General features: G+C 27.8%; 13 protein-coding genes. 2 read left to right on the forward strand and 11 right to left on the reverse strand.

Annotated features, from left to right (window positions below; all coding sequences use genetic code 11):
* Positions 1–323: 323 nt before the first annotated feature.
* The 5 genes from KGF41_RS08035 to KGF41_RS08055 form a co-directional block, all read right to left on the reverse strand.
* The gene (locus tag KGF41_RS08035) at positions 324–1,457 is read right to left on the reverse strand and encodes a M56 family metallopeptidase (protein WP_227827832.1); all 1,134 of its coding nucleotides are present in this window, start codon (positions 1,455–1,457) and stop codon (positions 324–326) included.
* A gap of 195 nt (positions 1,458–1,652) precedes the next feature.
* Positions 1,653–2,306 carry a M56 family metallopeptidase gene (locus tag KGF41_RS08040; protein ID WP_227856552.1) on the reverse strand — a complete coding sequence of 218 codons (654 nt, stop codon included), beginning with the start codon at positions 2,304–2,306 and terminating at the stop codon, positions 1,653–1,655.
* 113 nt (positions 2,307–2,419) lie between these two features.
* Entirely contained in the window at positions 2,420–2,794 is a 375-nt protein-coding gene (locus KGF41_RS08045; protein ID WP_227827834.1) for a M56 family metallopeptidase, read from the reverse strand.
* Positions 2,795–3,200: 406 nt separating this feature from the next.
* Complete coding sequence (gene gluD, locus KGF41_RS08050) at positions 3,201–4,466, reverse strand: Glu/Leu/Phe/Val family dehydrogenase (protein ID WP_227434603.1); 1,266 nt, start codon at positions 4,464–4,466, stop codon at positions 3,201–3,203.
* A gap of 127 nt (positions 4,467–4,593) precedes the next feature.
* Positions 4,594–5,418 carry an ATP-binding protein gene (locus KGF41_RS08055; protein ID WP_227827835.1) on the reverse strand — a complete coding sequence of 275 codons (825 nt, stop codon included), beginning with the start codon at positions 5,416–5,418 and terminating at the stop codon, positions 4,594–4,596.
* Positions 5,419–5,685: 267 nt separating this feature from the next.
* Between KGF41_RS08055 and KGF41_RS08060 the strand changes: the two genes are divergently transcribed.
* Entirely contained in the window at positions 5,686–6,873 is a 1,188-nt protein-coding gene (locus KGF41_RS08060; protein ID WP_227827836.1) for an SAM-dependent methyltransferase, read from the forward strand.
* Between the two features lie 130 nt (positions 6,874–7,003).
* Here the strand turns inward: KGF41_RS08060 and KGF41_RS08065 are convergent, their stop codons facing one another.
* From KGF41_RS08065 to KGF41_RS08080, 4 genes are all read right to left on the reverse strand, one after another.
* Positions 7,004–8,230 (reverse strand): NAD(P)/FAD-dependent oxidoreductase, encoded by a 1,227-nt coding sequence (locus KGF41_RS08065; protein ID WP_227850258.1) that lies wholly within the window; start codon positions 8,228–8,230, stop codon positions 7,004–7,006.
* Complete coding sequence (locus tag KGF41_RS08070; RefSeq protein WP_227842666.1) at positions 8,205–8,678, reverse strand: 4Fe-4S dicluster domain-containing protein; 474 nt, start codon at positions 8,676–8,678, stop codon at positions 8,205–8,207. Before KGF41_RS08070 ends, KGF41_RS08065 begins: the two co-directional genes overlap by 26 nt.
* The gene (gene cooS / locus KGF41_RS08075; RefSeq protein ID WP_227856553.1) at positions 8,671–10,572 is read right to left on the reverse strand and encodes an anaerobic carbon-monoxide dehydrogenase catalytic subunit; all 1,902 of its coding nucleotides are present in this window, start codon (positions 10,570–10,572) and stop codon (positions 8,671–8,673) included. The genes KGF41_RS08070 and cooS overlap by 8 nt, the downstream gene beginning before the upstream one ends.
* Before the next feature lie 170 nt (positions 10,573–10,742).
* A complete protein-coding gene (locus tag KGF41_RS08080; RefSeq protein ID WP_227827840.1) occupies positions 10,743–11,810 on the reverse strand; it encodes a CapA family protein in 1,068 nt (355 codons plus the stop codon).
* A 283-nt stretch (positions 11,811–12,093) separates the two neighbouring features.
* On the opposite strand from KGF41_RS08080, the gene KGF41_RS08085 reads away from it, so the two are divergent.
* A complete protein-coding gene (locus KGF41_RS08085) occupies positions 12,094–12,264 on the forward strand; it encodes a DUF362 domain-containing protein (protein ID WP_009888017.1) in 171 nt (56 codons plus the stop codon).
* Between the two features lie 213 nt (positions 12,265–12,477).
* On the opposite strand, the gene KGF41_RS08090 is transcribed toward KGF41_RS08085, so the two are convergent.
* Positions 12,478–13,032, reverse strand: coding sequence for an FmdE family protein (locus KGF41_RS08090; protein WP_227827841.1), 555 nt, complete (start codon positions 13,030–13,032; stop codon positions 12,478–12,480).
* 137 nt (positions 13,033–13,169) lie between these two features.
* The gene (locus KGF41_RS08095; protein WP_227434586.1) at positions 13,170–13,802 is read right to left on the reverse strand and encodes a redox-sensing transcriptional repressor Rex; all 633 of its coding nucleotides are present in this window, start codon (positions 13,800–13,802) and stop codon (positions 13,170–13,172) included.
* Positions 13,803–13,878 lie beyond the last annotated feature (76 nt).

Consider the following 13,878-nt stretch of genomic DNA (forward strand, 5'->3'; position numbering starts at 1 on the left):
TTTGTAAACCTCTTTATATAACTTTTATAGTATCATTATATTAATAAATAATAATTAATTAGCTTATCCAATATGTCACCTAAATATACATTATTTACTTAATTATATAATATGAGTTTGTAAAAGTAAAGAATTTTGTACCTTTTGAAGCTAAAGTACGCATAAATATTGTTTTATGTGTTTTTTTGTGCGTTTTTATGTATCGTATATTTTTTAATAAAACTTCTATAAAGTTAGAAATATAGTGAATTTTTTAACTTATTCTAAATAAAAAGTCACTCATATAAAAGTGACTTTTAGATTATAGTTTTTTCTAAATTTACTTATGGTTCTACTAATACATCATAAAATTCTACCACAATCTCAATTCTATCAGAATCTTTAGGAGTTAACCCTATACTTTCACAGTTTTCTTTATGATCTCTTCGCATACCTTCAGGAGCATCTGCATATGTAAATGGTATGGTTGAAACTGTCATAGAAAAAATGTTTCCTGTAACTTTTACATCTTTAGGCAATATATTCAAATCAATGATACTAGTTAAGCTAATCTTTAAAAAAGTAATAGAAGATAATAAGCATAAAATTAATGCCATTAAAATACCATTTTTATATTTTTCATTAAACATATCCATTATTCTTTTTTTAATATCAGATTGTTTATGTAATCCAGCCACAAATTTATTTGAAATATTTGAACCTCTTCTCATTGCATTTATAATTGTTAGAGCATAATCTTTTTTTTCTTCTTCACTATGGTTCTTTAAGACTCTTTCATCACAATAAAGTTCACAATCTAAATCTATATGTTTGTCCATTATATATACAAATGGATTAAACCAATATACTATTTTTAAAAATATCATTACATACTTTAAACAAAGGTCTTTACTCCTAAAATGCATAAGTTCATGCCTAAAAATCCAATTGAGCTCTTTTAAATTATAGTCATGTGGTGGCAAAAGTACACATGAATTAAAAAATGCTGGTGTTTCAACTTCATAAGAATACTTTAGTTTTATATCTTTTGTTATATTAAACTCTTTTAATATATCTTTATAAAGATTTATCATTTCTTCATCCTCAACATCATAGGATAAATCATTTATTAAGTTTTTAAGTTTTATGTATTTAAATATAGTATAAATTAAATATATTGCTACAGTTATAATCCAAGCATACAATAAGATGTTATTCTTTAAATTTGAAATATTATTAAAGCCCTCTAAATTTATGTTATTAATATTGATATTTTCTTTGCTTCTCAAGATATTTATTGTAAAGGTATAGTATGTAAAAGGTAGCAACAGCTTAATAACAACTATCATCCATATGTAATAATTAAATTTTTTACTAAATCTTTTGAATACATTTTTCTTAAAAATCAATATCAGAAAAATACTTAAACTACTTACTATAACAGTTCTAAAAATCCCATTTAGAATTGAATTAACCATATATTTTCACCTAACTTATTTATTAGTATTTTGTATTTCAATTTACTTATTTTTTAAGTTTTATATCCTTAATATAAATGTCTCCTTTTAAACTAAATCTAAACTACTTCTTTTCTTATTTAAATCATATTCTAGTAATTAATCTTAAATTTTTTAACTGTTTAATTTAAATATAAAGCTTCTATGATGTTAATTTTATTTTTTTAAATCCAAACAATATCTAAAATCTCTGGGAAAAACTTCTATTGAATCTGAATCTTTAGGTATAATTCCAACTGCTCTACAGTTTTCTTCATGCTCTCTTCTTAATTTTTCAGGTGCATTTGCATATGTAAAATCTATAGTTATAAACATTCCTTCCTCTCTTCCTTCAAATACACACTCAGATTTATTTAAAGGAGCAGTATCTTCAATAAGACTAGTTGAATCAAATTTAAAGAACGTAACAGAAAACAATAAACATATAATTAAAGCTATTAATATACCATTCTTATATTTTTCATTAAACATATTCGTTACTCTCTTTTTAATATCAGATTTCTTATGTAACCCAGCTACAAATTTGTTTGAAGAATTTGAGCTTCTTCTCATTGCATTTATAATTGTTAAAGCATAGTCTTTTTTATCTTCTGTACTAAACTTTTTTAAAACCCTCTCATCACAATAAAGTTCACAGTCTAAATCCATATGTTTATCCATTATATATATAACTGGATTAAACCAATAAACTATTTTTAAAAACAACACTACATATTTCAAACAGAGGTCTTTACTCTTAAAATGCATAAGCTCATGTCTAAAAATCCATTCAAGTTCTTTTAGTTTATAATCATGTGGTGGTAAAAGCACACATGAATCAAAAATGCTGGTGTTTCAACTTCATAAGAATATTTTAACTTTATATCTTTTGTGATATTAAATTCTTTTAATATACTTACATAAAGATTTATTATTTCTTCATCCTAAACATCATAAGATAAGTCATTTATTAAGTTTTTTAGTTTTATGTATTTAAAGATAGTATAAGTTAAATATATTATTACAGTAGAAATCCAAACATATATCAAAATACTATTACTTAAAGTTGAAACACTATTAAAATGTTCTAAGTTAATATTATCAATATTGGCTTTCGTTTTATTTCTTAAAATATTAACTGTAAAGGTATAATAGGTAAATGGAAGTAACAACTTAAGAACTACTATTAACCATATATAATAATTGAACTTCTTACTAAATCTTTTAAATATCGTTTGCTTAAAAATTAATATTAAAAATATACATAAACTACTCACTATAACTGTTCTAGAAATCCCATTTAGAATTAAGTTAGCCATCAACTCTCTCCTATCTCATTTGAAACATATTTAATTTAGAAATATATTTATTTTTATTTAATATTTTTTCAATTAAGTTTATAAAACTATTTTTATTTAATTATATCTTATTCATAATTAGTGCGTCAATTGACAAGAATTAGTTTAAGTTATAATATATAGACTCTATCTAAAACCTACTAATATTACATTATAAGTGTTTTGAAAGTAAATAATTTTAATTACATCAACTTTAGTTTTATTGATTATAGTTGTATTTAATTTTTTTGCATAGATTACATTAATATATCTTACAAAATAAAAAATGACCCAAATTATTTTGAGTCATACAACTTTTAAGGGCTGTACATAGTACAGCCCTTTTATATATTAAATAATTATATCCTATTATTTATTAAGAGTAATTCTAGTACCATCCTCTTAATTTCATAGCTTCAGCAACTCTCTTAATTGAATGCATATAAGCAGCTTCTCTCATTGTAACATTGTATTCTTCTTTGATTTTCCAAATAGATTCAAATGCTTTAACCATAGCTACTTCTTCTTTTTGCTCTACTTCTTCTTCTGACCAGTAGTATCCATATAAGTTTTGTACCCACTCGAAGTAAGAAACTGTAACTCCACCAGCATTAGTTAATATGTCTGGAGTAAGAACTATTCCTCTTTCAGCAAATACTTCGTCAGCTTCTGGAGTAGTTGGTCCATTAGCAGCTTCACAAACTAATTTAGCTTTTATAGATTCAGCAACTTCTTTAGTTATAGAGTTTTCTAATGCAGCTGGTATTACTATATCAACATCTGAAGCCCAGAACTCTTCTAAAGATATTCTCTTAGCTCCTGGGAAGTTTAATAAGTTACCATGTTCTTTCATATGGTCTAACATAGCTTGACCATCTAAACCATTTTCATTGTATATAGCATAAGAACCTTCTGATTTGCACCATTCAGCCATAGCTACAACAGTACCACCAAGTTTTTCACAGTTAAGAACTGTGTAAGAACCAACGTTTCCTATACCTTGAACAGCTAATTTAGCTTTTTTCATATCTATTCCTAATTTAGCAGCAGCTTCTCTTGCAGTTACAGCAACACCAAATCCAGTAGCAGCTGTTCTTCCTAAAGAACCACCAAATTCAACTGGTTTACCAGTTAAAACACCTATAGCACTTTGTCCAGTTAATTTATTATATTCATCAACCATCCAAGACATTATTTGTCCATTAGTGTTTACGTCTGGTGCAGGAACGTCAACTTTTTCACCTATTAATTTATATATTCCATCTATGTATCCTCTACTTAATCTTTCTAATTCACCTTGAGATAAAGTTGATGGATCTACTATTATTCCACCTTTACCTCCACCATATGGTATACCTGTTACAGAACATTTGAAAGTCATCCATATAGATAAAGCTTTTACTTCGTCTCTTGAAACATTTGGATGGAATCTTATTCCACCTTTTGTTGGCCCTACTGCATCATTATGTTGTGATCTAAATCCTTTAAAAGTTTTTATAGAACCGTCATCCATTTTTACTGGAATTGAAACCTCAATAACCCTCATAGGTTCTTTTAGTAATTCATAAACTGCTGGTTCCATACCTAATTTATCACATGCATTTTTTACTTGAGATTGCGCCATCTCGAAGACATTTACATCTTTTCCTGACATTTGAAAGCCCCCTTATAAATACGTTATAATTATGTATACTCCATTTAGAAAAACCATTTCCTAAATTTACAGTTTAATTATAGCACACTTTATTGCAAATTAGTATATCATTTTCTCAGTTTATTTTTTAACATGGGAGGAAGTTTATTTTTTTAATTTTATGAATGTTAATATCTATTTTTTGTACATTAACTAAAGTCATTCTCTCAATAGACTTTTTTATTATATGTTGCATACTTTCAATTTTTTTTATAACTTCTAAATCATTGATATTTATACTTACAAAAATATTCATAAAATTGTTGCAATTCTCTATATTGGTTTTATTTATTCTATCAATGCTTCCAAAGTTGTACACTTCATATTCAATTATTTGTTTAATTACATCTGCATCAATATAAACTTTGCCAATGTAACTAAAAGTAGGTCTTATAATTGTCTTTTCTAAAACCACCATATTTATATTATTTCCTTTTCTAAAAAACCTTTTTAATGGATTTATACTAAGACCACTTGTCATATTTTTTATTTCAACTGCTGGAACAGGAATTACATGATTTCCTTCTTTTCTAGATTGTTTTGCTATTTCTATTTCATATTTAGTACTTATATCTTGAATATTTATAAATTTATAAACTTTTCCGATTGATAATCTCTCTACAATCTGATTAATCATTTTTTTTGAAGTTCCTATAACAAGAACCTTATTTATGTTTTCTTTTTCTATTACCTCTCTAACCTTTTGCCGATGTTCTAAATTATAAAAAATAGCTCTTTTAACTGCCTCAATAGTAGTCTTTGCTTGTTTTGCTGATATACCTGCTAAAACTTTATTTCTATATATTAAAATCCCATCATCAATTATATAATCTATGTCATTTTCATATGCAAACTCTAGTGCCTTATAACTTTTTCCTGTACCACTTGACCCAACTAAAGCATATACTTCCATTTGATATCTCCTTCATTAAATAGTTTCAAACTAATTGCTTCAAAACTTTATTATTAATTAAAATTATTATATCATTACTAATTGAATATTATATCCAATACTAAAATTTATAAAATAAAATATCACAAGATAAAATTCCTTTATAAAATAAAAAGTTCATTCAAGTAAAAATTAACCAAAAAAAAATTTTACTTTTTTAAAAAAAGGAATATAATATACTTTAAGCAAGGAAAACTTACTGGATTTACATTAAAAGGAGCTGGTAATATGAACATTACAAAAAATTTTTTAAAAGACTATTTAGAAAGATTTAATGAAACACCATTTCTAGTTAGGCTTAAAGACGGGGAAGAATTTCTAGTTGGAGATAGCTCTCCTCAATTTAAAGTTATTGTAAATAATGATATTAGCAAATCTGAATTATTAAAAAGTACATCTTTAGCACTTGGAGAAGCCTACATAAATAGAGACATTGAGGTTGAAGGAGATTTATTTTTAACCTTAAATCTACTTCTAAAACAGATAGACAAATTTAATATTGATAACTCAGCTGTAAAACATTTGCTACATTCATCTAATTCGATGAGACATCAAAAAAAAGAAATACACGCTCATTATGACATTGGAAATGATTTTTATAGTTTATGGCTAGACAAAACACTTAGTTATTCTTGTGCATATTTTAAAGATGATAATGATAATCTTTATGATGCTCAGGTTAATAAAGTTCATCACATATTAACTAAACTAAATTTAGAAGAAGGTATGAGTCTTCTTGATATTGGTTGTGGATGGGGATTTCTATTAATAGAAGCAGCAAAAAAATATAAAATTCATGGTGTGGGAATTACACTTAGCGAAGAACAATTTAAAGAGTTTAATATTAGAATTAAAGAAGAGAATCTTCAAGATTACCTTGAAGTAAAACTTATGGACTATAGAGAACTTAAAGAATCAAATCTTACATTTGATAGAGTTGTTAGCGTTGGTATGCTTGAACATGTTGGCAGAGAAAATTATGAGCTTTTTATTAAAAATGTAAATGCTGTCTTAAAAGATAGTGGATTATTTTTGCTTCATTATATAAGTGGCTTAAAAGAATCTTATGGAGACCCTTGGATAAAAAAATATATTTTCCCTGGTGGAGTTATTCCTAGTTTAAGAGAAATGATACATATTTGTAGCGATTATAACTATCATACTATAGATGTTGAAAGTTTAAGATTACATTATGTAAAAACTTTATTATCTTGGCATAAAAACTTCTATGATAGTCTTCCTAAGATTAAAGAAATGTTTGATGATAAATTTATAAGAATGTGGGATTTATATCTTTGTTCTTGTGCTGCTGCTTTCAATACTGGTATTATAGATATACATCAGATACTTTTCACTAAAGGTATCAAAAATGATTTACCTCTAACTAGAGATTATATGTACTCTTGTTCAAAATAGGTACTTTTATAAATTAATCAAAATTTGAACTTAATTATAAAAATAGAGCTATATTTAAGTAAAGCTTTTTATAAACTAAAATCTTTTATCTTAAAATAGCTCTATTTATTTATAAGTTTTAATTCAGCTATTATACACTGTAACAAAACTCTCCATTTTCTTTTATGTTAAAGAAGTCTGCATAACATACATCAAATATCCTATTTTCTAAATCAGATATTTCAACCTTATTTTTTATCAAATGAGTTAATACACCTACATATGAAATATCTCCTTGTATAACTGCTCCATAGATTATATTATCTTTAAAAACAAACTTTTTATAACAATCATTTCCATGTCTAGTTAATACTTTATAACTATCATCTACAGGTGTATTCATGCCTATAGAAATGGTTGGTATATCCATAAAATTCATACTATTTTTAAAAGCAAATTCATCTTCTATCTTTTTATCTTTTCCAACCATATTGTGTGCAGCTATAATTCCTTGTTTTACAGCTATAGGCCAGATGGCATTTTTACCTACAACATCCCCTGCTGCATAGATATCTTCTCGTGTTGTTTGGCATCTATCATCTATTATTATGCCTCTGTCATATTCTATTCCTGTTTCATCCAAAAAGTCAGCATTAGGTTTCACTCCTGTAGCTACGATTACCATGTCTGCATCAAGAATTTCTCCGTTTGAAAATGCAACACCTTTAACATCTTTGCTATCATCTAAAACAATTTCTTGTATTGATGCACTTGGATAAAATTTTACGCCTTTTTCTTTAAATTTATTTTCATATACTGATGCTGTATATTCATCTAATTGTCTATCTAAAATATATTTTTCCATAAAGGCCACTGAAATATCTAGCTGTTCATATTTAAATAAACCAATTAAAGCATCTATCCCAACTAGTCCTGCACCTATTATAACAACTTTCTTCGATTTTTCTGCCTTCTCTTTTATTTTATAAATATCATCTATGTTTCTTACAGAGTATACAAAATTTCCTTCTCTTAAATTCTTTATAGGAGGAATAGCAGAAGATGCACCTGTAGCTATTAAAAGCTTATCATAATTTACAGTGACATCTTCCATTTGAACTAGTTTTTTATCTGTGTCTATTCCTTTAACAGTTTTACCTGAAATCCAATTTATATTGTTTTTCTCCATAAAGTCTTCATCAACAAAGTTTATTTGTTTTAAAGTTCTGTGTTCAGATATAACATGATGTAGCATACATCTTGAGTATATATTTTCATCTTTAGAAATTATCACTATACTAGAATCTTTATCTAATTCTCTCAATGTTTTTGCTGCATTTATACCAGCAGCACTAGCCCCTAACACTACATAATTCATCATTTTCCTCCTTCTGTAATTCAATTGCCCCACTTGGACAATTAGCTACACATCTAGGATATTCCTCATCTTTACATAAATCACATTTAAGTATATTTTGCTTGCTTCTATCATCTGGTTTTAATAATCCATATGGACAAGACATCACACACATATAACATGAACCACATTTTTCTTCATCATATGAAACAATTCCACTTTGACTATCTTTATGCATTGCACCACTCATACATGCTAAGGCACATTCCGGTTCATCACAGTGTCTACAAAGAATTGGAACTGGATTATTATGTTTGCTATCTAGTTCTATATGCCCTCTACTATCATTATCTATATTTTCTAAATCAAGAGTATACATGTCATAATCTTTATTATGCTTTAACATACAAGCTAATACACAACTTTTACAGCCTGTACATAAATCTTTATTTATAAAAATTCTATGCATTACATTCCACATCCTTTAACCCTAAATTTTTTCTTCTGTCTATTATTATTTGTTCTAATTGATCAGCTGAAGATTTAGGATCTGGATTCACTATAACATGTCCTCCTGTTAAGTCTTTTAATTTTTCTGTTAATACCTCTGTTACTAATTTTCCTCCTGTTATAAATGGAGGTAATGCTAAATGAAGAGGTAAACCAAGAGCAAGTCCAAAAGCTCCATCAGCTAATGCTTGTTCTTCTAACCATTGTGGAGCTGAAAGCACTAATGGTAATTGTGGTAAATCTATTCCAAGCTCAGCTGCTAACTCTGTTGCTACTATTTCAAGTCTTCCTATAGCTAAACATGGCCCAAAGTTTAATACTGGTGGTATTCCTAAAGTCTTACATACTTCTTTTAAGTTTTCTCCTGCTAATTCTTCTGCTCCAAGTGACATAAGACCAACATTTTCTAATCCTCCAGTAGAACATCCTGCTGAAAGTACTATAATATCTTTTTTAATTAACTCCTTAGTCAATTCAACAGTATTTACATCATGACCTCCTGCTGTCATATTTGAACATCCTACAACAGCTGCAACCCCTTTAATTTTTCCTCCTGCAATTAAATTAATAAGAGGTTTCCATGAATCTCCTAAAAATGCTTTTAGATTCTTTTCACTTACACCAGTTAAAGACTGCTCAAATCCATGGTCTTTTGGTATATCTATTTCAACACTTCCTCTTCTATCTTTATAAGATTCTAGTGCTTTTTGTATTAATGAATTACTAAGTTCATCTAAATTGCTTCTATCTAATTCTATATATTCTGCATTTGCTTTTTTAGCAACATCATCTAAGCAAACCATTTTTACTTTATATTTATCTGCTATTGGCTCAAGTCCAGGTATAGTACAGTTAAATTCAGAAAGAACTATATCTATTGCTCCAGTTGATAAAACAGCTTCACTTGTAAAGTTGTTACCAGCATGACCAGCAAATACTTCTTGGTAATGTTCTCCTCTTAATTGTAAATCTTGACCAACACATGTACATCCTACTAATTTAAATCCTTTTGCCCCAACAGATTGAGCTAATTTTATAACATCTTCATCTTTTAATCTGTCTTGGAAATTTGCAAATGTTGAATGTTGATGACCTGTTATCATTATATTTATGTAGTCTGGGTCTATTACATTAAATCCTACAGGAGCCATTCTTATAACTGGTTCTCCTAACATAACATCATTTAAAAGATTAGTTAGAGTAAGACCATATAACCCTGTTGATATTCCTAAATTTAAACAGTTGACTAACATGTCTACTGGGTCACTGTTTAAATTTGTTGATGATTTTACTATTGCATCAAACACTTCTGATTTTGCACCACCAGGCATTATACCTAACTCTTTCCATTTTTTTACTCTAGGTGCATAAGCTATTTTTTCTACTAATTCCATCTTGTCATCTCTTGATTTATATAAATCATTTATAACTTTATCAGCTACTTTTATACATTTATCGTATTTTTCATCACTTTCTATTCCAAACATCTCTGCTAATTGATTTAATGTTTTTTCTCCCTTAATAACACCTTTAGTTATTCCAACATTTTTTAAATTCTTAGCTGTATTTTCTACCACATGTAAATAACAAGCTGCCCCTGATGCTACTGCTCTTAAAAAGTTTCTTGCTACTATAGTATCTGCATCTGCTCCACATATACCTCTTGGTGACTTTGGAGTTACTCTACATGGTCCATTTGAACAGAGTCTACAACAGACTCCTTGAAGTCCAAAACCACATTTAACCTTTTGATCTTCAGTTCTATGAAATGCTGTTTCAACATCCTTTGAAGCTACAAAACTTTCTAATTTCTTGTCTGCGCTTTCGCACATTTTACAAGTGTTACAAGCCATTACAAATTCCCCCTTATATTTTTATATTAAAAAAGTAGATTTAATAGCATTATAGTGATTGACTACAATTTAACTATTAAAATCTACTTATTTGATACCACGTTTTCCCAAGCTTCAAACAAAATATAAATTATTAAAATAAATATATATATTTATTTTTTTTTACACTTTTAATTGTTCAAATCTTTACTTATTTTTTCTAGCTTATTTAAAACCCTATCCTTCTCACTTCCATCTAGTACTTTTGGTTGATAATTATTTCTAGAGCTACTAGATGTTATTGCTGTTGGTATTATATTTGGCTCTTTAATTGAAGATAGTTTATTATCTGAGAAGGTAAAAGTTTGTTGATATATATAACTGTCTGTATCAGAAGGATTCTTGTTTCCTCCAAAACAAAAATTTCCTAAACTATAGGCTATATACTTATCTTTATACTTTTCTATACCTTGAACTACATGAGGATGAGAACCTATAACTAAGTCTGCACCCTTATCTATCACATAATGAGCGAAATCTTTTTGTTTTTTATCTGGAGAATATTCCAGCTCTATTCCCCAGTGAAAATAAACCATAACAACATCTGACTTCTCTTTTAGGGCTTTAATCTCATCTTCCATTTGTTTTAAGTTTTTTTCATTGTATTCAGTTGACAATCCATTATATCCCAATAAACCTACTTTAATTCCATTAACATCTATTACTGCATCTTTACCTAAAGCAAAGTAATTTATCTTATTTTCATCCAATATGAACTTAGTGTCCTTCATACCTTCCTCAAAATAATCCTCTGAATGGTTATTCGCAACACTTACTGCCTCTACACTTCCAGACTTCAAAATGTTTATATATTCTGGTTTGCCTTTAAATGCAAACTTCTTCTCCTTCGCCTTTGATGCATTGGTAAGAGGACCTTCTAAGTTAACTACTGTCAAATCATCTTTTTCAAATATAGGTTTTACATTTTTAAGAAAATAATCATAGTCCTTTCCTTGTCTTTCAAATTCATGGTCGAAACTACCATAGTATGATGAACCTTTATAGTTTCCCATAGTTACATCACCAGCAAAACTTATAGTTATATCTTTTATTATAGGCTCTCTTTTTTGTTCTTCAACCTGACTTTGGTTATTATTAGAATCTTTTTTAATATTGTTTTCTTTATTCGAATTATTAGAACACCCTACTACAAGCAACAATAAACTCATAATACATATGTAAACTGACTTATTTTTCATATTAAATCTCCTTTAAATCAACAAATTCTTAATAAAATATACTCTTTAAGAGTATAACATTTTTAAATGTACTACATACATAACTTTTAAACTTTAATTTTATTTTTAAGGTAAACTTCTCTAAGATAAATAAAAATATAAGCAGATTAAAATTTATTGTAAAACTTTAAAATAAGAATATCACAATAAAGTTTTTATTGTAGAATTAATTTAATTGTTATATTCAATAATATTTGTTATAATGTTATTGAATTACAATACATATAAAAGGGAGGATTTCAAAATGGCATATAAAATTACTGACGCTTGTATAAGCTGTGGTGCTTGTGAGGCTGAATGCCCTGTTAGCTGTATATCAGCTGGAGACGACGCATATGTTATAGATGCTGGTTCTTGTATAGACTGTGGTTCTTGTGCAGGAGCTTGTCCTGTAGATGCACCTCAACCAGAATAATAATTGGTTATTCATAAAGAGACTGTCTTAATTTGATTTTATCAATATTAATCAGTCTCTTTTTATTATGCATAAATTAAATAACATTTATTTTTAAATATCATCACTTTACTCCATTAAAATAAAGCATTTATTTCTATTATATAAATTTAATAATATTGTATATAATCCTTTGCTGTGACTCTTTCATTGCTATGTATAAACCTAATATTTTTAATTTGATGTTTCTTTTCCTTCTTCATAAAATCTTTCGTATTTGCTAAAACAATCAAGGCATACCTTCTTGCTATCTTGAATTCTTATATATTGCTCAGGTGCAAACTCTCCACACACTTCACATTTAAGAGACTTAAATATTCTTGCCTTTTCTGGAAGTCTTAATTTTGTGTCTGTAATTTCAAATATATCTTCAAATTCACTTTCTAATAAGTATTTTTTATACCCTTCTCTATCCATATCAAATGGTTTTGATTTCACATATATTCTTATAGACTTTCCATTTTCCCTATTAAAAAAATGGTATACTGATTTACCTGTCATTCTAAGCAGCAAATTCCCTTTACCCATCGTACAACTTAATACCACTTGTATACCATCTATTCCACATGCATCATTTTCAGAAATACATACAATCTCTTCATCCCCTGACTGATTACATTCCAAATATTTTCTCGCTGCAAGTGCCGCTTTAAATCCTATAGCTAGACCTGGACATTCATGACCATGAAATTCAATAGCTTTTTGCCATAACTCTTCCACTAATATCACTCCCTTTATATTAAGTTTACTTCTATATTATATCAATTTTAGCTTTTATATTTTAAAAAGCCAGATGATTTAATATTAAATCTTCTGACTTTCTCAATACTCTTCATAGTTACTTATTATTAATATGTTTAAGTTGTCTACTTTCCTTCTTTCATCAAATATGATAAAGTAAATAAGCTTTCTGTTAGGTTTACATTTTCAACTATAACACCTTTCGGAACTTCTAAATCTAATGGTGCAAAATTCCATACACCTTTTATTCCAGCTTTTACAACTCTATTAATAACTTCTTGTGCTCCATTTTTAGGTATACATAATACAGCAATATCTATATCATTGTTTTTTATAAACTCTTCTAAAGTGTCTGAATCTAACACTTCAAATTCTCTTATCTTTAAACCTATCATTCTAGGATTTGCATCAAACAAAGCTTTTATCTCGAATCCAGCTTTTCTAAATCCTGCATAATTGGCTATAGCTTGTCCCAAGTTACCCGCTCCTACAAGAACTGCATTATATGGTCGGTCTAATCCAAGTATTTTACCTATCTCAGTATGAAGAGCCTCTACATTATAACCATACCCTTGTTGTCCAAATCCACCAAAGTTATTTAAATCTTGTCTTATTTGAGAAGCAGTAAAACCTATTATATCACTCAATTCTTTAGAAGATATTCTTTGTATATCCCTATCTAATAAGTCTCCAAGATATCTATGATATTTTGGGAGCCTTCTTATAACTGCCATTGATATATTTTTATTTCCCAACATTTTCACCTCCTAAAAGTGTCCTCTTTTTTGTTTGATTCACAATAAAATATTTCTTTTTCAAAACTAATACATATAA

The sequence above is a fragment of the Clostridioides sp. ZZV14-6150 genome, assembly GCF_020657875.1.
Classification (GTDB): Bacteria; Bacillota; Clostridia; order Peptostreptococcales; family Peptostreptococcaceae; genus Clostridioides.